Genomic DNA, 22,589 nt, shown 5'->3' with positions numbered 1-22,589 from the left:
CCCGGCATGATGGGCGGTCAGGGCGGCATGGGGCCCGGCATGATGGGCGGTCAGGGCGGCATGGGGCCCGGCATGATGGGCGATCAAGGCCTGTTACTGTTGCTGGATGAACAGCAGCAGCGGGACATGCTGGACATCAGGAAAAAATATCGAGATACGCAGATCGAGCGCATGAGCAAGATGATGGATATGCGCGACGAGATGATGTTGCTCATGAACCAGCCAACGCCCGATCCCGATGCCGTCAAGTCACTGCATGTGCGCATGGCAGAGCTGCACGGTGACATGATGGCTGACAGGATTCGAATGCAGAACGAGATACATGGCTTGCTGACCGAAGAGCAGCGCCAGCAGCTGCAGCAGGGAATGTCACAACCCTGATGTGATACTTGTCGTCAGTGCTATCGCCCCGCTTGCCGGGGCGATAGCGTTTGCAGGGCGAGCATCGCCGTACACTGGGCTAATCTCACCGGTTTGCCTCTCAAGGCCGAGCGGCCAGCAATCGCTCCACCATCTCCTCGAAGCCGGCACCATGGCTGGCCCGGCACACCCATTTGGGGCGCGACTGCATTTTGTCGAGGTGCCTGGCGATGTTGGAGACGCCCACGCTGAGGGGAAAACGTGCAAACAACGATTCGTCGTTGGGGGCATCGCCAATGAACAGTACACGGGACGCCTGCTCGCCTGACGCGATTGCGAAATCCTCTTCCAGCAGGCTGACGGCCATGCTGGCCTTGTCGTGATCGCCGAACCAGGCGTTGACGTGGATCGAGCTGGCGCGTGCCCGGGCGCCTCCGCGACGCATGCAGTCGATCAGGCGTTGGATGTCGTTGCTCCCAAGCGGGCCGACGTCCTGGCTATGATCGATGGCGACATCGGCCAGGCGGTAGGGCTGGTCGGCCGCCAGGCGCGCGGCAGGCACCGCCGAGAGTGCCGTATCGGCCAGTTGCAGCAGCTTGCGCTGTTCCTCACGGAGATGTTCCCGGGGCCGCACGAAGCGTTGGTCGAGGCTGCCATCGGTCTTCTTGATGAATCGAAAGGCGCCACTTTCCCCGATGACTGCCGCAACGGGCCAGGCCCGGACGATGTGGTCGCACCAGCCGGCACAGCCACCGGTCACGGGAACCAGACGAATCCCGGCGTCAGCGAGTCGCTCCATGGCGTCGAGGGTGCTGGCGCAAAGCTTGCCCTGTCGGGTCAAGGTATCGTCGACATCCGTCAACACCACATCGACCTTGCGCAGGGCTTTGGTATCGGTAGCTGTATCGAGAATTGGCTGCATGTTGATCCCCGCGCCTATGAAGACAAGCCGCGCCGGCAAGACGGCTTGGTGGGTTGTGATGAGACCAATGGCTAATGTTTGAAAAGCAACATTTAGCGTTTGCTTGAGAACATTCTTGCTTATATTTCTTGTGAAAACCAACAGTGTTCCATACGCTCAATTGAGCACAACGACAATAATCAAGACTATCGGGAGCCACGCCATGACAATAACCCAGGCTTCACTTTACGCCACTGTCTTCCGCACTTGCCGACTGGCACTCGGTGCGGGCGTTGCACTGGCCTGCTACTCGGGAGCGGCCCTTGCCCAGCAATCCCAGGACTGCGAAAACCGCGGTGACCTGGCCTCGATCTACTGCGATGCCAATGGCGACCTCGTCGCCGATACGCCTACCAATCCCGACGAGTTGCTGAACCCGGATACCCTGGTGTTCGCTTATACCCCCGTCGAAGATCCGGCCATCTACGAAGATATCTGGGACCCGTTCATCGAGCACCTGTCCGACGTGACCGGCAAGGACGTACGCTTCTTCGCGGTGCAGTCGAACTCCGCGGAGATCGAGGCGATGCGCAGCAACCGAATCCACATTGCCGGCTTCTCCACGGGGCCGACGCCGTTTGCCGTCAATCTGGCGGGTGCCGTGCCGTTCGCGATCATGGGTTCCGAGGATGGCGAGTTCGGTTACACCCTGCAGGTCTATACGCGCAAGGACAGCGGGATCGATAGCCTGCAGGATCTCGAAGGCAAGCGGGTCGCGCATACGTCGCCCACCTCCAATTCCGGCAACCAGGCGCCACGGGCCCTCTTCCCCAAGGAAGGCATCGTGCCGGGAGAGGATTACGAAGTGGTCTATTCGGGCTCTCATGACCAATCCATGCTGGGCGTGGTCGCCGGGGACTATGATGCTGCCCCGGTGGCCTCGGAAGTGGTCGACCGGATGGCCGAGCGTGGCCTGTACGACCCGGAAGAGGTCAAGATCGTCTTCGAGTCCAAGCGCTTCCCGACCACATCCTATACGTATGCCCACAACCTTGATCCCGAACTGGCCGAGAAGGTCAAAGAGGCTTTCTTCAGTTTCGATTTCGAAGGTACGGCCCTTGGGGAAGAGTTCAGCGGTGTGACCCAGTTCGTGCCGATCACCTACAAGGAAGACTGGGAAGTCATTCGCGATATCCAGAAGGCCAACGGGGTCAGCTACACCCCCGAGAACCTGAACAAGAGCTGAGCGGTTTCAGCGAGTGGACATCGGGAGGCTGCAGGCAGCCTCCCGATCACGTCAGGTCAAGGAGTCTGGGTCATGTTGCGAATATCCCAACTGGTGAAGCGCTACGGCAACGGCGAGCCGGTCCTCAAGGGCCTCGATCTCGAGGTGCCGGGTGAATCGGTCGTGTCGATCATCGGTGCGTCAGGGGCGGGCAAGAGCACCCTGCTGCGCTGCATCAACCGCCTGGTCGAGCCGAGTTCCGGCAGCATCGAACTCAACGGGGTCGAGATCACTACGCTGCGGCGCGAGGAATTACGCCGGACACGGCGGCGTATCGGCATGATCTTCCAGGGCTTCAACCTGGTCGATCGCCTGTCGGTCATGGAAAACGTGCAGTGTGGCCGGCTGGGCTACATCCCCTACTGGCGGGCTGCGCTGCGTCGCTATCCGCAGGAGGATATCGACCGAGCCTTCCATCTCATGGAGCGCGTAGGGATCGCCCATTACGCCGACAAGCGTGCCGATGAGCTGTCCGGCGGCGAACGGCAGCGTGTCGGTGTGGTGCGTGCGCTAATGCAGGATCCCGATATCCTGCTGGCCGACGAGCCGACGGCCTCCCTTGACCCCGTGACCTCGCGACAGATCATGGAGCTGCTCCAGAAACTGGCCGCCGAATTGCACCTGCCGGTGTTGATCAATATCCACAATGTCGGTGAGGCACGCGAATACACCGAGCGTATCGTCGGCATGCGTTTCGGCAAGCTGATCTTCGATGGCAAGCCGGAGGATCTCGACCAGGACGCCATGGATGCCGTCTACAGCGGCACCAGCGAGGATGCCGCACGGCAACACACGCCGAACAGCGAGGCATTGGCGACATGACCCAGCCGATACCTGCCTCCCGGCGCCAATGGCGCAAGCGCCCTTTCATTGCCAATGCCTGGTTACGCTGGGGGCTGACCATCGGCGTCCTGGTCTATGCGGCCTGGGCCGTCACTAGCTTGCCCTTCGACTGGGCGCGCATTGCTGCCGGCATGGAACGGGCCTCGCGCATCTTCTCGGGCGCCTTCCCGCCCAGTTTCGCCCGGCATGAGCTGCTCATCGAAGGGTTTCTGGAAAGTCTCAAGATTGCCATCCTGGCCACCCTGTTGGGGGTCGGCCTGAGTATCCCGATCGCGTTCATGGCGGCGCGCAACATTGCCGCCGTGCCCGTGTATATCGTCGGGCGAGCACTGATCATCGTGGCCCGCAGCTTCCATCCGGTGATCGTTGCCATCCTTTTCGTCAAGGCGGTCGGTTTCGGCCCGGTGGCGGGCATTCTCACGCTGACCATCTACTCGATCGGTTTCGTTGCCAAAATGCTCGCCGAGCGTATCGAGGAAATCGACTGGGGTCAGGTCGAGGCGCTGCGCAGCAGCGGTGCGGGTTACATCGCCGTGCTGCAGTTCGCGGTATTGCCGCAGATCATGCCGCGCCAGATCGGTCTGGCCATGTACCAGCTGGACAGCAACCTGCGCGCCTCGGCCGTGGTGGGGATCGTCGGGGCCGGCGGAATCGGCGCGACCCTGATGAACGCCTTCGGCCGCTATGACTACGACTTCGCGCTGGCCATCACGCTGGTCATCATTGGCGTCATCCTGATCAGCGAGGCCGTCAGTGGGCGCATGAGGAGAATGATCTGGTGAAAGAGTCCGTCGCCGACCGTGTATGGACACGGTACACCTCCCGCCAGCGCTGGTGGCGCTTCTTCAGCTTCCTCATCATCGCCGTGGGGGTGAGCTGGTCGCTGGGCACGATCGATATCGTGTGGCCCTGGGTGTGGGATGCCCCCGCCCAGATCGGCGATCTGTTCCGACGCATGGTGCCGCCCGATGTCTCGAACCTGGGAACTATCCTGCGCGTTCTGATCGAGACGCTGAATATCGCCACCATCGCCACGTTCTTTGCGGTGATCCTGTCATTGCCGGTGGCCTATATCGCTGCCCAGAACACCACACCCAATCGCTTCACCCTGTGGCTGGGACGTTTCATCCTGGTCTCCAGTCGCTCCGTCAACACGCTGATCTGGGCGCTGTTGTTCGTGGCCATCTTCGGTCCCGGCGTACTGGCGGGGATCGTGGCCATCATGTTTCGTTCGCTGGGGTTCCTGGGCAAGCTGATGGGCGAGGCGATCGAGGAGATCGACCGGCGCCCGGTGGAAGCGCTGCAGGCTACTGGCGCCTCGCGTGCCAAGGTGGTGCTCTATGCCATCGTGCCCCAGGTGATACCCACCTTCTTCGCTGTGGGTATCCTGCGCTGGGATATCAACCTGCGCGAATCGACCGTGCTAGGCCTGGTCGGCGCCGGTGGTATCGGCGTCATCCTGCAGAGTGCGATCGATACGCTGGACTGGCGTACGGTGGCCACGGTCCTGCTGGCCATTCTGGTGCTGGTCATTGCCGGAGAGGCGCTGGCGGCCTGGCTGCGCAAGAAAGTCCTGTGACGCCAGAACCCTCGGGCGCGCTTGCGGTCTCGAAGAAAAGAGCGCATTGCATGTCGAGGAGACCGGAATGTCTGGCTTCAGTCACGTCATCGCTGCCACCGATCTTTCTGCTCCGGCCCACCAGGCCGTAGAGCGTGCCGCCCTGGTGAGTCGCGATATTGCTGCCTCTCTGGAGTTACTGCACGTTGTGAATCCGGCGCTCTTGGCAAGGCTCGGTCACTTTCTTTCCGCCGCAAGCGCCGCGACGCTACCGCAGCGTGTACTCGACGAGGCAAGCGGCAGACTGGAGGCCTTGGCGAGACAATTACAGGCGCATCATTCAGCCGTGACTCCCATGTGCCGGATCGTCGAGGGCGATCTGCTGGCCGAGTTGCTCGATGCCACTGGGGAGAGGGAAGACAGCTTGCTGGTCTGTGGCGCGACGGGCAAGAGCAGCGTGCGTCATGTCCTGCTGGGGTCGACCGCAGAGCGATTGCTGAACCGCACGACGTGTCCGGTACTCGTCGTCAAGCGGCCGGCTATCGACGCCTACCGCCGGGTGCTCGTGACCGTCGATTTTTCGATTGCGTCACTCCAGGCAATCCACCACGCACGAGCCATCGCGCCACAGGCGGGGCTGACCCTGCTGCATGTCGTGGATGTGCCTTTCGAAGGACTCCTGCGCTTGACCGATGCAGACGACGAGGACATCGGCCACTACCGGATCATTGCCAAGCGGGAAGCCACCGAACGTCTGCAGGCGCTAAGCGTGCAGGCGGGGTTGGCTGCCTCGACGCGCCTGGTCGTGACGAGAGGCGAGCCCATCGAGTCGATCCTGAAACAGGCGCGGGAATGCAATCTGGTGGTCATGGGGAAACATGGCGAAAGCCGGTTTCATAAGTGGTTCGTCGGCAAGGTTACCCGGCAGGTCTTGAACGCATCCCGACATGACGTTCTGGTCTCCGTGTGAATCGAGCCCTGGGCTTTCTATGATTGCAGCCGGTTCTTGGTCGTCTTGTCGCTCTGCTCCATGATCCGTTCTACTGCGCGTTCGGCAGCATCCTGAAATGGCAGGAGGACGATGTCGGCGCCTTTCTCGTACAGCATGTCCCTCTCATGGAGACGATGGGTGGCGACGGCGATTTTCCCTGGGTAAGCCTGCAATTTCAGGCCATGGATCAACACCAGTCGCGGATCCTCATGGGTAACGCCCAGATCATGCTGGGGCATGGCGGAAATGACCCATCTGGCGCTTTTGAGGGGCAGGTCGCCAAGCAACTCCTGATCGAACGCATCGCCGTACATCGTGTCGATGCCCCTCTGACGCCAGCGCCGGACTTCGTCGGGATTGAAGTCGATGGCCAGAATCCGGAAACCTTGTTCCTGAAGCTGGCGTGCAATGGCTTTCCCATAGCGTCCCAGACCGAACAGAATGATCTCGTAGCTCACTCGCTCCATCCTGCGCTGCTCTTCGGCTGAGGCTTCACGCAGGGGATGCTTTCTCTCGAAAAGGTTGAGGGCCGGCTCGAGCCGGTCATAGAGGAAGTGGGAATAGGTGATCATATAGACCGACAGGGCAATGGTGATGAGTCCCACCAAGGTGACCAGCCCCAGGGAGTCGGGAGTGAGATGACCGAGCGAGATTCCCATGGCAATGAAGATCAAAGAAAACTCGCTAATCTGCGCCACGGTGAGGCCCGCAAGAAACCCTGTGCGCTTGCGAAATCCCATGTAGCCCATGATGGCCAGCACGATCAGCGGATTGCCTACGAGCACGAACAGCGAGAATACGAGTGACGGTACGACTTGGGCCCCGAGCAGGCTCAGGTCGAGCTGTGTGCCGAGTGCAATGAAAAAGAACAGGAGCAGAAAGTCGCGCAAGGACGAGAGGCGGGCAACGATCGCCTCGCGAAATGGCGTCGAGGCAAGGGAGACACCGGCAAGTAGTCCACCCAACTCCTTGCCGAAGCCCAGGTAGTCGCCGAGGGAGGCGAGCAATGAAGCCCAGGCGATGGAGAAGACGATGAGCAATTCCGTAGAGCGGGCGATGCGGGACACCAGCGGCGTTGCTACATAGCGTATGAACAGTCCGACAATCACCAGCATCAACACGCTATAGGCAATGACTTTCAGTATATGAAAGAGTGCGCCTTCTCCCGTGCCGGCCTGGGCTCCCACGCCGAACGCGGAAAGTATCATCATGGCCAGAACGACGAACAGGTCCTGAACGATAAGAAAGCCGATGGCAATGCGTCCATGCAGGGAATCGACTTCACGTTTGTCGGACAGCAATTTGACAATGATGATGGTGCTGGAAAATGTCAGCGCCACGGCAACATAGAGCGCTGCCACCTTATCCAGGCCAAGAGATAGTCCCAACAGGAAGCCGATGGCTGAAGTAAACAGGACTTGCCCCAGCCCCGTCGCCAGGGAAACGCTTCCCAGCGTCCTGATGAGTTTCAGGTCGAGTTTCAGGCCCACCAAGAAAAGCAGAATCGCAATGCCCAGCTCGGCCAATAGCTCGATGTTTTCATGCGAGGCAACGATGTCGAAGGCCGAGGGGCCGGCCAGTATGCCTGCTGCGATAAGACTAACGATCATGGGCTGCTTCAGCATGATTCCAAGGGAACCGACGAGAGCAACCAGCAGCAGCAGAGCTGTCAGTTCGTAGAAGGGGGTGGCATGCAGAAAGGACAAGTCGAGCATGGATCACGCCTCAGCCGCCATGAACGTACGAGAGATAGGGAACACGACGTGATTGGAGCATGACACGCGTTGCCCCTTGTTGACGGGAAACAAGGTTTGAACGTCGCTAAAGCGCCATTGCCTGGTGGATACAGCCTAGATCACACAAAAGTCTTCCGTCGATTCGGGACTGCATGAAGCCTCATCCTGCTGCCGGACACTGAGGCACTACGCCTCCGGATGGCTGTGCAACTGCTACGCTGCCAACGTAGTGGTCTGTTTTGTCATCGTTTCTTTCCGTACCGGAAGCGATCGATGGCACAGGGCCACCCGCCATAGACGGCAGATGCACAGGAGGCAGTGTGGAGGACTCACAAGCTCAGGTGGCGCGGGTCGCACCGGCCGATCCAATGACGCCCGCCGAGCGTTACGCGGAACTGTTCGTCGATGTGCAGTGCAGCCGAGTGTTCGAGGACAGCAAGACATTCGTCGATTGCATCCCGCGCAAGGACCCCGAGGCGATCCTCGCTGCGTACCGGGCCTGCAAGGACGATCCGCAGTTCGATCTGACGACGTTCGTCATGGATCACTTCACTCCCGAGTGCGAGCCGGTCAGCAATTACGTCTCTCCACCCGAGCAGTCGCTGGTCACGCATATCGATGGATTGTGGGACGTGCTCACACGCCGCCCCCAGCAGCATCCGGAATACTCGTCGCTACTGCCGCTGCCTTATGCCTATGTCGTGCCCGGCGGGCGCTTCCGTGAGCTTTACTACTGGGACTCGTACTTTACGATGCTCGGCCTTGCCGAGAGTGGCCGGCCGCATCTCATGCGCACCATGGCCGGCAACTTTGCCTACCTGATCGACGCCTACGGGCACGTGCCCAATGGCAATCGCACCTACTATCTCGGCCGCTCACAGCCGCCGCTGTTCGCCATGATGATCGACCTGTTCGCCCGTTATGGCGTGATCCGGCGGGCGCGTGACTACCTGCCGCAACTGCGCAAGGAGTATGCCTATTGGATGGCCGGCGCCGACATGCTGCCGCGTGGCGAGGCTCACCGCAGCTGTGTGCGCCTGAGCGACGGCACGCTGCTCAATCGCTACTGGGACGAGCGCGACACGCCTCGCGAGGAAGCCTACCTGGAAGATGTGCTGACTGCGCGACAGTCGTCACGTCCAGCGCAGGAGGTCTACCGCGACCTGCGGGCCGGTGCCGCTTCGGGCTGGGACTTCAGTTCCCGCTGGCTCGACGATCCACAGCAACTGGCGAGCATTCGTACCACCGCCTTGCTGCCGGTCGACCTCAACTGCTTCTTGCACAAGTTGGAAGCCCAGATTGCAAGCCTCAGCGCAAAGAATGGCGAGGTCGAGACCGCCAAGGCGTTCCAGCGCAAGGCGAACGAGCGAGCCCAGGCAATCAGGCGAGTGTTCTGGAACGAGCGCGAGGGGGCCTTCTTCGATTTCGACTGGCAGCGTGACCGGCGCTGCACGATGCTGACGGCGGCGACTGTCACGCCACTCTACGTCGGCCTGGCCGACCGGGAGCAGGCGCACCGTGTCGCCAAGGTGATCCGCCAGCGGCTGCTCTGCACGGGCGGCATCGCCACCACCGAGTTCGACACCGATCAGCAGTGGGACCACCCGAATGGCTGGGCGCCGCTGCAATGGTTGGCGATTCGCGGACTCAACCACTATGACGAAGCCTCGCTGGCCCAGGCAATCTCGGATCGCTGGCTGGCGATGGTCGGCCGGCTCTACGAGAGCAGGAACAAGCTCATCGAGAAATACGTACTCACTCCCATGGAAGCCGGAGCCGCCGGCGGTGGCGGGGGAGAATATCCGCTACAGGACGGCTTCGGCTGGACCAACGGGGTGACACGCAAGTTGCTGCGTGACAACCCGCAGCATTCGCGGCACCAGAGTCGGTCCGGGACGTCGTAAACATGCCCTGACGTAGAGACCACCATTCAATCATGGTGGTTGCGACATTCATGCTTTCAGCAAGGAACGCAAACATGGCCCATTCCCAGCCTCAGCAGGCTCCGACGGCCCCTCCCGCCACGCTGTTTCTGTTCGGCGCCAGTGGCGACCTGGTCAAGCGCCTGCTCATTCCTTCCCTCTACTCGCTGTCGCGTGCCGGCCTGCTCGACCCGTCACTGCGTATCGTAGGTATCGACGTCGCGCCCGGAGACGATGACAGCTTTCGCCAGCACCTCGAGGACTTTCTCGCCAGTCAGGCAGACGATGCCGAGGCGGGTGGCGTCGACCTCGAACAATGGCCGGCATTTGCCCAGCGCCTGAGTTATGTCGAGGGCGATTTCACCCAGGCCTCCACTTACCGCAGGATCGACGAGATCATCCAGGCCAGCGACACCGGCAATGCATTGTTCTACCTGGCCACCGCACCACGTTTTTTCGGGGACATTGCCGAGCGACTCGGGGCTGCCGGACTCCTCGACGAAGGGGAGGCGCGGTACCGGCGGGTCGTGATCGAGAAGCCATTTGGCCATGACCTGGCCTCGGCGCAGGCACTCAATGCTCGGCTGCTGTCCGTCATGGAGGAAAGCCAGCTCTACCGCATCGATCATTTCCTGGGCAAGGAGACCGTCCAGAACATCCTGATTGCCCGGTTTGCCAACGTCCTGTTCGAGCCGCTGTGGAACAATCACTACATCGATCATGTACAGATCACGGCCGCGGAGACCGTCGGGGTCGAGAAGCGCGGCAGCTTCTACGACAAGAACGGCGCGCTGCGGGACATGGTGCCCAACCACCTGTTCCAGTTGATGGCGATGGTGGCGATCGAGCCTCCCGCCGACTTCAATGCCGATGCCCTGCGCAGCGAGAAGTCCAAGCTGTTGGGTGCCATCCGGCCCTGGTCGAAGGACGAGGCCCGGCATAATTCGGTGCGTGGGCAATATCAGGCCGGCCACTTTCGGGGCCAGCCAGCCCCGGGCTATCGCGACGAGCCCGATGTCGACACTGACAGTACCACCGAGACCTACACCGCCCTGAAGCTGATGGTCGACAACTGGCGCTGGGAAGGTGTGCCATTCTACCTGCGTACCGGCAAGCGCATGTCGGCCCAGGACAAGGAAATCGCCATCTGCTTCAAGCCGGCGCCCTGTGCGCCATTCCGCTGCAGCGAGGCGCAGCGCCCCGAGTCCAATTACCTGATCATTCAGATCCAGCCGGACGAAGGCATCTGGCTGGATTTCGAGGCCAAGCGTCCCGGCCCGTTGATGGCCATGGAAACCATCCAGTTGGGGTTCGCCTACAAGGATTTCTTCGACCTGCCGTCCGCGACGGGGTACGAAACCCTGATCTACGACTGCCTGACCGGGGATCAGTTGCTCTTCCAGCGTGCCGATACCATCGAGAACGGCTGGCGCGCCGTTCAGCCGTTTCTAAATGCCTGGCAGGAGACTCCGCACGTCGATGGCTATGCGGTGGGCCAGGATGGTCCCGCCAACGCTGACGAGTTCATCAAGCGAGATGGCCGGCAGTGGCACCGGATCGGTGGGGAGCAGGGGCAGGGCCCGCTCTGACCTGGGCTGACAGCCAAGCCGTTGATTGGCTTCCACAAGGCGGTGGGGTAGCATCGAGTCAGCCTTGACGTAGCGGTTCGCTCACCCCACCGATTGGAGGTCGGCACCTTTCAGGTGCATCCACCATGCTATTGCTTCGCGTACTGCGCCGGCGCCAGACCTGCGACCAGTTATCCCAGAAGCTCGACATCAATATGCGCTCGCGCCTTCGGCGGGCGTTCTATTGGCTTGTAACGCTGACCGCTCTGCATACCTTGGCAATGGTGCTCTTCGAGGGCCTGGGCTGGGAAGATTCTCTCTGGCTAACGCTCACGACCATGACCACGGTGGGCTACGGCGACTTTTCGGCCGCCACGCCAATGGGCCGCGCCGTGACTGTGGTGCTGCTCTATGTCGCCGGTATTACCCTGCTGGCACAACTGGCCAGTGACTACATCGACTACCGCCTCAAACGTAAGGAATCCATGATCAAAGGCCGCTGGAGGTGGAAGATGCAAGGCCATGTACTCATCATCAACAGCCCCAACAATAACGCGGCTGTCTATTTCGAGCGGCTAGTGGCTCAATTGCGCACGACTGAGCAGCTAGGAGACGTGCCTGTGCAGATTCTCACCGATGCGTTTCCCGATGGGTTGCCGGAGAGCCTGCGCGAGATGGGGGTCGTGCATCATCATGGCGAGCCCGCCGACCCCCAGGCACTGGAAGCTGTTACACCGGCGCAGGCCCGGGCCATCATCGTCCTGGCCCGGGATGAATACAGCCGGGTGTCGGACAGCATCACCCTGGATGTGTTGATGCTGTTGCAGGCACTGTGTCGGGATGCACAGCCATACACGGTGGCGGAGTGTGTGCATGAAGGTAATCGCCACCGCACCGAACTGGCGGGAGCCAGCACGACGTTGCGCCCGATCCGGGCTTATCCGGAAATGCTCGTTCGTTCTCTGGTCGCGCCGGGCGCGGAGAAGATTCTGGAAAACCTCTTTACTCACCATGACGATCACGCCATGCGTTATCCGGTGCAGTTGGAAGACGTCGTATGGGCCGACGTGGCTTGCCGGCTCATGGCAGAGGGCATGGGGACGCTCATGGCTTACGTCGCGGAAGACGGAACGATCAATTGCCATCCCGCTCATGACCACCGGTTCAGCGCCAAGGCGCTGATCCTGATGGTGCGCGAAGAATTCGTGCCATCGATGAAGGAGATCGAGCGCTGTGTTCGCCAGGGCGAAGGCGCTGCAAGTTAGGGAAACAGAATTTCCGATTAGCCGCTAGCAGTAAATAAATCGCCCCGCACGAGCGGGGCGATTCGTTGGTGGTTTGTGTGATGGCCAGCCTCAGCCTTCCACTTTCTCCTGCACGCTGTCGTTGCCTTCGCCGTCCAGCCAGTCGACACGGTGCATCTTGCGCACGATGACGAACTCGTCACGGTTGGAGCCCACGGTACCGTAGTAGTTGAAGCTGTAGGACAGCTGGGCGTAGCCACCGATCATGTGGGTCGGCTTCGGGCAGGCGCGTGTCACCGAGTTGTGGATGCCGCCACGCGTGCCGGTCACTTCGGAGCCGGGCACGTTCACGATGCGTTCCTGGGCGTGGTACATCATCGCCATGCCGTTCTTGACCCGCTGGCTGACCACCGCCCGGGCGGCGATGGCGCCGTTGGCGTTGTACAGCTCGATCCAGTCGTTGTCCTCCACGCCGATGGAACGCGCATCGTCCTCGGACAGCCAGACGATGGGACCACCGCGCGACAGCGTCAGCATCAGCAGGTTGTCGCTATAGGTGGAGTGGATGCCCCATTTCTGGTGCGGGGTGATCCAGTTCAGCGCGATCTCCGGGTTGCCGTTGCTCTTGTGCTCCGTCAGGCCGGTCATTGCCTTGGTGTTGATCGGCGGCCGGTAGACCAGCAGGCTCTCGCCGAAGGCGCGCATCCAGGCGTGATCCTGGTAGAACTGCTGGCGGCCGGTCACGGTGCGCCACGGAATCAACTCGTGGACGTTGGTATAGCCCGCGTTGTAGGACACGTGCTCGTCCTCGAGACCTGACCAGGTCGGGCTGGAGATGATCTTGCGTGGCTGCGCGACGATGTCGCGGAAGCGGATCTTCTCCTCGTGCTTGGGCAGCGCCAGGTGAGCGTGCTCGCGGCCGGTGATCTTGGACAGCGCATTCCATGCCTTGACCGCCACGTTGCCGTTGGTCTCGGGGGCCAGCGTCAGGATCATCTCGGCGGCGTCGATGGCCGTCTCGATTTTCGGGCGGCCCTGGGCCGGACCATCGCTCTTGCGCTGGTTGAGCTTGCCGAGCAGCTCGACCTCGGGCTGGGTCTGCCAGCTGATGCCCTTGCCACCGTTGCCCAAGGTATCGAGCAACGGACCGACCGAGGTGAAGCGCTCATAGGTCGCCGGGTAGTCGCGCTGCACCGCGATCAGGTGCGGCATGGTCTTGCCGGGGATCAGCTCGCACTCGCCTTTCTTCCAGTCCTTGACCTCGGCCTGGGCCAGCTCGGCCGGGGAGTCATGCTGCATGGGCAGGGTGACGATGTCGGTTTCCTGGCCCAGATGGCCGACGCACACCTTGGAGAACGCCTTGGCGATGCCTTTGTAGATATCCCAGTCGCTGCGCGCTTCCCAGGCCGGGTCGGTGGCCGCGGTCAGCGGGTGGATGAACGGGTGCATGTCCGAGGTGTTGAGGTCGTCCTTCTCGTACCAGGTCGCCGTTGGCAATACCACGTCGGAGTACAGGCAGGTGGTGGACATGCGGAAGTCCAGCGTCACCAGCAGGTCGACCTTGCCTTCCGGCGCGTCGTCACGCCAGGTGACTTCCTCGGGCAGCACGCCACCCATGTCACCGAGGTCCTTGCCCTGCAGGCCATGCTTGGTACCCAGCAGGTACTTGAGCATGTACTCGTGGCCCTTGCCGGAAGAGCCCAGCAGGTTGGATCGCCAGATGAACATGTTGCGCGGGAAGTTCTGCGGGCTATCCGGGTCCTCGGCGGCGAAGCGCAGGTTGCCGCTCTTGAGTTGGGCGACCACGTAGTCGGCCGGGTCGACACCGGCCACGCGGGCGGCCTCGGCGAGCTGCAGCGGGTTGGTATCGAGCTGCGGCGCGGAGGGCAGCCAGCCCATGCGTTCGGCGCGCACGTTGAAGTCGATCAAGCTGCCGGTATAGTCCTCGCGACGCGCCAGCGGCGAGAGGATTTCGCTGACTTCGAGCTTTTCGTAGCGCCACTGGCTGGCATGGTTGTAGAAGAACGAGGTGCCGTTCATGTGGCGCGGCGGGCGCTGCCAGTCGAGGCCGAAGGCCAGCGGGGTCCAGCCGGTCTGCGGGCGCAGCTTCTCCTGGCCCACGTAGTGCGCCCAGCCACCGCCACTCTGGCCGATGCAGCCGCACAGGATCAGCATGTTGATCAGGCCACGGTAGTTCATGTCCATGTGGTACCAGTGGTTCATACCGGCACCGACGATGATCATGCTGCGGCCATGGGTCTTGTCGGCGGTGTCGGCGAACTCGCGCGCCAGGCGAATGGCCTGGGCGGCGGGCACGCCAGTGATCTTCTCCTGCCAGGCCGGGGTGTACGGGCGCACCTGATCGTAGGCCGTCGCGCCGTCGTCCTCGCCCTCGGCGCCCAGGCCACGGTCGATGCCGTAGTTGGCGACCATCAGGTCGAACACGGTCACCGCCTGCACTTCGCGGCCATCGGCCAGTGTCAGACGCTTGGTCGGCATAGTGTGATAGAGCACGTCGTTGCCATCGACGTGATCGAAGTGCTCGTGGGCGATGCCGCCGAAATAGGGGAAACCGACCTTGGCGACGCTGTCATGCTTTTCGGCCAGCGACAGTTGCAGCGACACCTCGTTGCCGTCGGCGTCGAGCGGCTCGAGGTTCCAGCGGCCTTCGCCGCCTTCCTTCTCGCCCCAGCGGAAGCCGATGGAGCCGCGCGGGACGACCAGACGGTCACTGGCTTCGTCCCAGGCCACGGTCTTCCACTCGGGATTGTTGTCCTGGCCCAGGTTGGCGTCGAAGTCGCTGGCACGCAGCTGCTTGCCGGGCACGAAGGTACCGTCCTCGCGGGTTTCCAGCTCGACTAGGAACGGCATGTCGGTGTAGCGACGCACGTAGTCAGTGAAGTAGGCGCTGGGCCTGTCGAGGTGGAATTCCTTGAGGATCACGTGGCCCATGGCCATGGCCAGCGCCGCGTCGGTGCCCTGCTTGGGGCTCAGCCACTCGTCGCACAGCTTGGCGACTTCTGCGTAGTCCGGGGTGATGGCCACGGTCTTGGTGCCCTTGTAGCGCACCTCGGTGAAAAAGTGCGCGTCGGGCGTGCGCGTCTGCGGGACGTTGGAGCCCCAGGCGATGATGTAGTTCGAGTTGTACCAGTCGGCGGATTCGGGCACGTCGGTCTGCTCGCCCCAGGTCATCGGCGAGGCCGGCGGCAGGTCGCAGTACCAGTCGTAGAACGACAGGCATACCCCGCCGATCAGTGACAGGTAACGGGCACCGGCGGCGTAGGAGACCATCGACATCGCCGGGATCGGCGAGAAGCCGATGATGCGGTCGGGGCCGTACTGCTTGGCGGTGTAGACGTTGGAAGCCGCGATCAGGGTTTCCAGCTCGTCCCACTCGGCCCGCACGAAGCCGCCCATGCCGCGCGCCTTCTTGTACTGCGCAGTCTTCTCGGGGTCCTCGACGATGGCGGCCCAGGCCAGTACCGGATCGACGTACTGGGCCAGCGCCTCGCGCCACAGCTTGATCAGTTTCTTGCGTACCAGCGGGTACTTGAGGCGGTTGGCGCTGTACAGGTACCAGGAATAGCTGGCTCCACGCGGGCAGCCGCGCGGCTCGTGGTTGGGCAGGTCGGGGCGGGTGCGCGGATAGTCGGTTTGCTGGGTTTCCCAGGTGACCAGGCCGTTCTTGACGTAGATTTTCCAGCTGCACGAGCCGGTACAGTTCACCCCGTGGGTCGAACGCACGATCTTGTCGTGCTGCCAGCGCGCGCGGTAGCCGTCTTCCCAGTCACGGGATTCGCTGCGGGTCTCGCCATGGCCATTGGCGAAGGCATCGCGGGCCTTGCCCAGATACTGCAGTCGGTCGAGAAAATGGCTCATTGTGTCTTGCCTCGATGGATTCCGGTCATGAGTCAGGGAGTCGTCGGCTCGGTCACATTGCCGGAGCCAGGGGACATGGATGCATCGGCTGGCTTGCCATGGCGAACCTCCCGTGGGTGGACTGGGATCACCTTAGGGAGATCGCGCCGGGGCGATTTTGACTTCAGTCAATGTGCAGGGCTGGACCCATCGGGGGGCACTGGCCGGCTACCTCTTAGGGAGTAGCCAGGGGTAGTCGCTCAAGCTTTTGTTCTATAATGGGAATTTTTGGAAACTGGCGTAAGGCGCATGGTGTGTGTGCCTGCCGCGAGGCATTCGGGGTAGTGCCGGTCAGAGGCAAGGCTGCCCGACCGGGCCGGCGCGCTGAATGCGGCGGCTTACCTCGCAATATTCCCCCGTCTACCTCCAAGGGGATATCGGGGCCGAGGCGGGCTTCGGCTAACATCATGTTCTTGATGTTGGCGGGACGACCCGCACCGAGGAGACACACGCCATGACCCGTATTGCCACGCTGAGCGACACCCGCAACAACTGCCATAACTGCCGTCTGCGCTCACTGTGCCTGCCCGATAATCTGTCGAAGGACGACCTCGGCGAATTGGACAGCATCGTTCAGCGTCGCAAGCCGGTTGCCCGGGGCGCCTACCTGTTCCAGGCCGGGGAGCGCTTCCAGTCGATCTTTGCGGTACGCACCGGCGCAGTGAAAACCCTGACTGTGCAGGCCAATGGCGACGAGCATATCTCGGGGTTCCACCTGCCCGGCGAAGTCATCGGCCTGGATGCCATCGTGTCGCGCGATCACCCCTCGACCGCCATTGCCCTCGAGTCGACCAGCGTCTGCGAGATACCCTACGCCGAACTGGAAAGCCTGGGTGACCGTATGCCGGCCGTGCAGCACCAGCTGGTGCGCGTCATGAGCCGCGAACTGCTCGCCGAACACCATACCGGCCACCTGCTGACTCGCCGTGCCGCCGAGCAGCGCCTGGCCGTGGTCCTGCTCACGTTTTCCGAGCGCTTCGCCCGCCGTGGCCTGTCGGCGCTGCGTTTCCGCCTGCCGATGTCGCGTCTCGATCTCGGCAACTATCTCGGCCTGGTGCCCGAAACCATGAGTCGTACCTTCCGCCGCCTGGAAGAACAGGGCCTGGTCAGCATTACCGGCAAGGAGATCGAGCTCGTCGACATCTGCGCCATGAAGGCCTTGGCCTACGGCAACGAGGAAGCCCGGGCAGCGACGGCATGATCGTGATCAAGCTGCGTCACGCCCCGGCCTGACTTGAGTCAATCCCGGTGGATGACGCGGACGCTAGAGTGAGAAGGTAAACGCTCACTCTGGTGACGAGATGGACCGCTTCACACCTTCCGACCTGGCCTTGCTGGCCACGTACGATCAGCCGGCGCCGCGCTATGCCACCTATCCCCGACCGGCTCGTTTCGACGAGGGCGTGTCGGTGCGCGACTATCGACAGGCGGCACGCGCCAGCAACGAAGACCCGATTCCCAAGCCACTGGCCGTGCATGTCCCGTTCTGCCTGCGCCGCAGCTATTGCCGTGACGACAAGGACACGGCGCCGCGCGCCCAGCGAGCCGACCAATACCTGAGTTACCTGACGCGTGAAATCGCGTTGCATGCCGCGTTGTACGACCGCGACCGCCAGGTCGAGCAACTTAGCCTGGGCGGGGGGATGCCGGCGCTGTTCTCCGATGCGCAACTGGCCGACCTGCTCGGGGCAGTGCATCGCCATTTCGGCCTTCGCCGGGGCCGGGCGCATGACTTCGCGCTGCAGGTCGGGCCCAACGGTGTGGCGCTGAAGCGGATCGCCACGCTGGCGCAACTGGGTTTCAACCGGCTCAGCGTCGTGGTGCATGACCTCGATCCGCCGGTGCAACGCGCCATGGGCCACCGTCAGGATGCTGCGACCCTGGCGGGCCTGTTCACGGCGGCCCGACGTGCCCATATTCCGACGCTGGGTGTCGTGCTGTCGCTGGGCCTGCCCGGTCAGACCCTGGCGGGGCTGTCGACCACGCTGACAACGTTGTTGGCGCTGCGGCCGGAGCGCATCGACCTGTCCCGTTATTCGCATCGTCCCGGCTTGCCTGGTGATCGGCAACGCGGAGCCGGTGTTGTCCTGCCCACCCGCGAGCAGCGTCTGGCCATGCTCGACATGGCCGTATCGCACTTGGAGGCGTCGGGATACGTCCGGGTCGGCATGGCGCAATTCGTGCGCCCGGACGATGCCCTCGCCGTTGCCTACCGCGAGGGGCGGCTGCGCCACGACGTGAACGGCGATACCGAGCAGCCCGATGCCGACCTGATCGGGCTGGGCATGGCCGCGATCAGCAAGGTCGGGGAGGGCTACTATCAGAACGCGCGCGAGCTGCCAAGGTACTTTGCGCGCCTGGATTCCGGTGAGCTACCGATCTGGCGGGGCCACGAACTGAGTGCTGACGATCGGTTGCGCCGCGACGTCATCCAGCGCCTGCTCTGTCAAGGCGAGGTCGATTTCAGTGCGCTAGAAAAACGCCACCGGATCGTGTTCCGCAATTATTTCGCCGCCGAGCTGATCGCCCTGGAGCGCTTCATTCGCGATGGCCTGGTCGTCCTCCGGCGCGGCAGCCTGGCGCTGACGCGGCAGGGATGGCTGTTGGCGAATCGTGTCGCCATGCTCTTCGACCGTGAACTTAGTGGCCTGGCACCGGTGCGACTGCAGATCGTGCGCTGAATAAGACGTTCGGGCTGACACGGAACGCCGGTAAGGCTATCGTCGGTAAGCTTTTTTCGACTGATACCATTGCAGGAGGTGGCATGGCACGCATCTACGACGACAATTCGCTTTCCATCGGCAATACGCCCCTGGTGCGCTTGAGCCGGCTGGGCTACGACAACGTGTTGGTCAAGACCGAAGGCCGCAACCCTGCCTACTCGGTGAAATGCCGCATCGGCGCCGGCATGATCTGGGACGCCGAGCGCCAGGGCCTGCTTGGCCCCGGCAAGGAAATCATCGAGCCCACCAGTGGCAATACCGGCATCGCGCTGGCCTTTGTCGGTGCGGCACGCGGCTACCCGGTGACACTGACCATGCCCGAGAGCATGAGCCTCGAGCGGCGCAAGATCCTCAAGGCACTGGGCGCCAAGCTGGTGCTGACCGAAGCGGCCAAGGGCATGAAAGGCGCGATTGCCAAGGCCGAGGAAATCCGTGACGGCGATCCCGAGCGTTACGTGATGCTGCAGCAGTTCGACAACCCCGCGAACCCGGCCATTCACGAAAAGACCACGGGCCCGGAAATCTGGAACGACACCGACGGCAACGTCGACGTGTTCGTGGCTGGCGTGGGTACCGGCGGCACCCTCACCGGCGTGAGCCGCTATCTCAAGCACACCCAGGGCAAGGCGGTGGTCAGCGTGGCGGTGGAGCCCACCGACTCGCCGGTGATCCGCCAGACGATGGCCGGCGAGGAGCCGGCGCCCAGCCCGCACAAGATTCAGGGCATCGGGGCCGGGTTCGTTCCCGGAAACCTTGACCTGAGCCTGATCGACCGCGTCGAGCAGGTCGACAACGACGCGGCAATGGCCATGGCGCACCGGCTGATGCGCGAAGAGGGTATCCTGGCCGGCATCTCGGGTGGCGCCGCCGTAGCCGCCGCGCTGCGTGTCGCCGATGAGCCCGAGATGCAGGGCAAGACCATCGTGGTCATCCTGCCCGACTCCGGCGAGCGCTACCTGTCCAGTGCATTGTTTGCCGGCATGTTCGACACACCGGAACTGGGTGGCTGAGCCCACCACCTGACGTCCACTCTCCCCTGCCCGCCGCATGACGGCGGGCAGTACTTTCCTACAAGCGTGCCAGCCACGACCAGGGGTGGTGTGACAGGGCCGCCCCGGCGATATAGACGAAGATGGCGATGGCAGCGAATGAAGCCACGGCGCGGATCGTCGGTGTCCGGCCGCGCTTGATCGCCAGCGTGCCGATGACGATGTAGGCCACCAGGCCCACCAGCTTGGCCGCCAGCCAGGGATGCTGCGTAGGCCAGGCACGCAACATGACCATCAAGGTGACGCCCGCCGCCAGCAGTACCGTATCGATCAGGTGCGGCAGCACCTTCACCCAGCGCCGCTGCAGTTGCGGCGATTCGCGTACCGACCACCAGGCCCGCAGGCTGAACAATGCCAGGCTCAGGCCTGCGGCGGTCATGTGTATGTGCTTGACGAGAAAATAATCCACGCGGTTTTCCTTGAGCTTGCCGTGACACGTGAGGCGCACGGGCGCGAACCGTTGTAGCCCGCAAGAGTTGCATACAATCTTACGACCAAAGCGCAATACGCACCCTGATTCAGGGGTATCTACGCTTAAGTTGTATGCAACAGGGATGGCCCGTGACGACGAAACAGACTTCCTATCCTACGGCGGTGGCGCAGGTTTACGAGGCGATCAAACGTCGCATCCTCGATGGCAGCTACCAGCCCCACGAGTACGTGCGCGAAACCAGCGTGGCCAAGGAGCTCGAGGTCAGTCGCACACCGGTACGCGAGGCATTGCGCGAGCTGGTCTCGGAAGGCTGGCTGGAGGCCATTCCCCACCACGGGGCCCGCGTCACGGCCTGGACCGAACAGGATGCCCAGGAAGTCTTCGAGATCCGCCTGCTGCTCGAGCCGCTCGCCATACATCGTGCCACGCAGCATATCCAGCCGGCCCAGTTGAAGCAGCTGCAGCAACTGGCCAAGCGCATGGAACTGCTGGCCGAGCAGGCCAGCGATTCGGCCCGCAACGAGATCGCAGCCCTCAATCACGAGTTCCATCGCGAGCTGATCCGCGCCTCGGGCAGCCAGCGCCTGGCCATGGTACTCGACATGGTGGTGCGCACCTCGGTAACGCGGCGCAACCTGCAGAAATACCAGCACGACCATTTGCTGCGCAGCATGCGCCATCATCGCGAGATGCTGGTCGCCATCGAGTCGGGCAACGCCCAGTGGGCCGAGAACGTGATGCGTGCCCACCTGCTGGCGGCACGCGACCTGCATCTGCAATTCGAGGATGCCGGGGGAGGCTGAACGCCTCCCGAACGACAAACGAAATACGAGGGCTACAACAACAATGCTCCCCGACACGCCACTCTCCGACCTCAAGGTGCTCGAGCTCGGGCAGTTGATCGCCGGCCCCTACTGTGGCCAGGTGCTGGCCGACTTCGGCGCCGACGTGATCAAGATCGAGCCTCCCGGCAAGGGCGATGCCATGCGCCAGTGGGGCGAGGCCGACGCCAATGGCGAACCGCTGTGGTGGAATGTCATCGGTCGCAACAAGAAGTCGCTGACCCTCGACCTGCGCCAGCCGCGCGGCCAGGAGATTCTGCGCGAGCTGGCCGCCGAAGCCGATATCCTCATCGAGAACTTTCGGCCCGGCACCATGGAGAAATGGGGGCTCGGCTACGACGACCTGGCCCGCCGCAATCCCGGCCTGATCATGGTCCGCGTGACCGGCTTCGGCCAGGATGGCCCCTATGCGACACGGGCCGGGTTCGCCTCCGTGTGCGAGGCGATGGGCGGGCTGCGCTACATCAGTGGCTATCCCGACCGCGCGCCCGTGCGTGTGGGGATATCGCTGGGCGATACCCTGGCCGGGGTGCATGGCGCGCTCGGCGCGCTGGTCGCCCTGCACCAGCGCGAGCGTACCGGGCGTGGGCAAGTGGTCGACAGCGCCATCTTCGAATCGGTACTGGGCATGATGGAAAGCCTGGTTCCCGAGTACGCCCGTACCGGCAAGATTCGTGAGCGCAGCGGCAGTTTCCTGCCCAAGATCGCCCCCTCCAATGCCTATCCGGCGCGCGACGGGCGCGACGTGATCATCGGCGCCAACCAGGACACGGTGTTCCGCCGCCTGTGCGAGGTGATGGGCCAGCCCACCCTGGCCGACCATCCGGACTATGCTTCCCATCGCGCACGCGGCGAGCACCAGCAGGCCATCGATGATGTGGTGGCTGGCTGGACCCGCCAGCACGACGCCGACGACATCGTCGCCTGGCTGGCCGAGGCCGGCGTGCCTGCCGGGTTGGTCTACCGCGCCCCGGAAATGCTTGACGACCCGCACTTCAATGCCCGCGAGTCCATCGTCGAGGTCGCCGATCGCCAAGGCCAGCCACTCCCGATGCAGAACGTCTTCCCGCGCCTGTCGGCCACCCCCGGGCGCGTGCGGCATGTCGGGCCGGCCCTGGGAGAGCACACCGAGGCCGTGCTCAAAGAGTGGCTGGCGCTGGATGATGCCGGAATCGACGCCCTGCACGACAGCGGCGTGATCTGAACGGAGCGCGAT

At 62.9% G+C, this 22,589-nt stretch carries 18 protein-coding genes; 14 read left to right on the top strand and 4 right to left on the bottom strand.

What is annotated here, in order from left to right:
* Window positions 1-381 (top strand): Spy/CpxP family protein refolding chaperone (locus tag BM194_RS14105; protein ID WP_177223417.1); only part of this gene is annotated, 381 nt, incomplete at its 5' end.
* A gap of 100 nt (window positions 382-481) precedes the next feature.
* Here BM194_RS14105 and BM194_RS14100 read toward each other — a convergent pair.
* Window positions 482-1,282, bottom strand: a complete 801-nt coding sequence (locus BM194_RS14100) for an HAD-IIB family hydrolase (protein WP_092847902.1) — start codon at window positions 1,280-1,282, stop codon at window positions 482-484.
* 202 nt (window positions 1,283-1,484) lie between these two features.
* Here BM194_RS14100 and phnD point away from each other — a divergent pair, with 202 nt between their 5' ends.
* The 5 genes from phnD to BM194_RS14075 all read left to right on the top strand — a co-directional run bounded on the left by phnD (window position 1,485) and on the right by BM194_RS14075 (window position 5,917).
* Window positions 1,485-2,507: a phosphate/phosphite/phosphonate ABC transporter substrate-binding protein gene (phnD, locus tag BM194_RS14095; RefSeq protein ID WP_092847899.1), complete on the top strand. Its 1,023-nt coding sequence runs from the start codon at window positions 1,485-1,487 to the stop codon at window positions 2,505-2,507.
* Window positions 2,508-2,579: 72 nt separating this feature from the next.
* Window positions 2,580-3,368, top strand: a complete 789-nt coding sequence (gene phnC, locus BM194_RS14090) for a phosphonate ABC transporter ATP-binding protein (protein ID WP_092847894.1) — start codon at window positions 2,580-2,582, stop codon at window positions 3,366-3,368.
* Window positions 3,365-4,171 carry a phosphonate ABC transporter, permease protein PhnE gene (gene phnE, locus BM194_RS14085; RefSeq protein WP_092847891.1) on the top strand — a complete coding sequence of 269 codons (807 nt, stop codon included), beginning with the start codon at window positions 3,365-3,367 and terminating at the stop codon, window positions 4,169-4,171. Before phnC ends, phnE (BM194_RS14085) begins: the two co-directional genes overlap by 4 nt.
* The gene (gene phnE / locus BM194_RS14080) at window positions 4,168-4,968 is read left to right on the top strand and encodes a phosphonate ABC transporter, permease protein PhnE (protein ID WP_092847889.1); all 801 of its coding nucleotides are present in this window, start codon (window positions 4,168-4,170) and stop codon (window positions 4,966-4,968) included. The genes phnE (BM194_RS14085) and phnE (BM194_RS14080) overlap by 4 nt, the downstream gene beginning before the upstream one ends.
* A gap of 67 nt (window positions 4,969-5,035) precedes the next feature.
* Window positions 5,036-5,917: a universal stress protein gene (locus BM194_RS14075; RefSeq protein ID WP_092847887.1), complete on the top strand. Its 882-nt coding sequence runs from the start codon at window positions 5,036-5,038 to the stop codon at window positions 5,915-5,917.
* Between the two features lie 17 nt (window positions 5,918-5,934).
* Here BM194_RS14075 and BM194_RS14070 read toward each other — a convergent pair whose 3' ends face one another.
* Window positions 5,935-7,653: a cation:proton antiporter gene (locus BM194_RS14070; RefSeq protein WP_092847885.1), complete on the bottom strand. Its 1,719-nt coding sequence runs from the start codon at window positions 7,651-7,653 to the stop codon at window positions 5,935-5,937.
* A 341-nt stretch (window positions 7,654-7,994) separates the two neighbouring features.
* Between BM194_RS14070 and treF the strand changes: the two genes are divergently transcribed.
* From treF to BM194_RS14055, 3 genes are all read left to right on the top strand, one after another.
* Window positions 7,995-9,578 carry an alpha,alpha-trehalase TreF gene (gene treF / locus BM194_RS14065; protein ID WP_092847883.1) on the top strand — a complete coding sequence of 528 codons (1,584 nt, stop codon included), beginning with the start codon at window positions 7,995-7,997 and terminating at the stop codon, window positions 9,576-9,578.
* Between the two features lie 74 nt (window positions 9,579-9,652).
* Entirely contained in the window at window positions 9,653-11,185 is a 1,533-nt protein-coding gene (gene zwf, locus BM194_RS14060) for a glucose-6-phosphate dehydrogenase (protein WP_092847878.1), read from the top strand.
* Between the two features lie 125 nt (window positions 11,186-11,310).
* Entirely contained in the window at window positions 11,311-12,429 is a 1,119-nt protein-coding gene (locus BM194_RS14055; protein ID WP_092847874.1) for a potassium channel family protein, read from the top strand.
* A gap of 90 nt (window positions 12,430-12,519) precedes the next feature.
* Here the strand turns inward: BM194_RS14055 and BM194_RS14050 are convergent, their stop codons facing one another.
* Window positions 12,520-16,287 (bottom strand): nitrate reductase subunit alpha, encoded by a 3,768-nt coding sequence (locus BM194_RS14050; RefSeq protein WP_092847871.1) that lies wholly within the window; start codon window positions 16,285-16,287, stop codon window positions 12,520-12,522.
* Between the two features lie 493 nt (window positions 16,288-16,780).
* Between BM194_RS14050 and fnr the strand changes: the two genes are divergently transcribed.
* From fnr to cysK, 3 genes are all read left to right on the top strand, one after another.
* Window positions 16,781-17,527, top strand: coding sequence for a fumarate/nitrate reduction transcriptional regulator Fnr (fnr, locus tag BM194_RS14045; protein ID WP_092847869.1), 747 nt, complete (start codon window positions 16,781-16,783; stop codon window positions 17,525-17,527).
* Between the two features lie 100 nt (window positions 17,528-17,627).
* Window positions 17,628-19,007 (top strand): oxygen-independent coproporphyrinogen III oxidase, encoded by a 1,380-nt coding sequence (hemN, locus tag BM194_RS14040; RefSeq protein ID WP_092847867.1) that lies wholly within the window; start codon window positions 17,628-17,630, stop codon window positions 19,005-19,007.
* Window positions 19,008-19,090: 83 nt separating this feature from the next.
* A complete protein-coding gene (cysK, locus tag BM194_RS14035) occupies window positions 19,091-20,059 on the top strand; it encodes a cysteine synthase A (RefSeq protein ID WP_092847864.1) in 969 nt (322 codons plus the stop codon).
* 58 nt (window positions 20,060-20,117) lie between these two features.
* Here cysK and BM194_RS14030 read toward each other — a convergent pair whose 3' ends face one another.
* Window positions 20,118-20,507, bottom strand: coding sequence for a SirB2 family protein (locus BM194_RS14030; RefSeq protein WP_092847861.1), 390 nt, complete (start codon window positions 20,505-20,507; stop codon window positions 20,118-20,120).
* Between the two features lie 152 nt (window positions 20,508-20,659).
* Between BM194_RS14030 and BM194_RS14025 the strand changes: the two genes are divergently transcribed.
* Both BM194_RS14025 and BM194_RS14020 read left to right on the top strand, forming a co-directional pair.
* A complete protein-coding gene (locus BM194_RS14025; protein WP_243836175.1) occupies window positions 20,660-21,334 on the top strand; it encodes a GntR family transcriptional regulator in 675 nt (224 codons plus the stop codon).
* 43 nt (window positions 21,335-21,377) lie between these two features.
* Entirely contained in the window at window positions 21,378-22,577 is a 1,200-nt protein-coding gene (locus BM194_RS14020; RefSeq protein ID WP_092847856.1) for a CaiB/BaiF CoA transferase family protein, read from the top strand.
* The last annotated feature ends 12 nt before the right edge of the window (window positions 22,578-22,589 follow it).

Origin of the sequence: Modicisalibacter xianhensis, assembly GCF_900113605.1 — a bacterium.
GTDB classification, from domain to species: Bacteria; Pseudomonadota; Gammaproteobacteria; order Pseudomonadales; family Halomonadaceae; genus Modicisalibacter; species Modicisalibacter xianhensis.
Note: the sequence above shows the minus strand (reverse complement) of the source record. Positions and strands in the feature narration are given on the sequence as shown.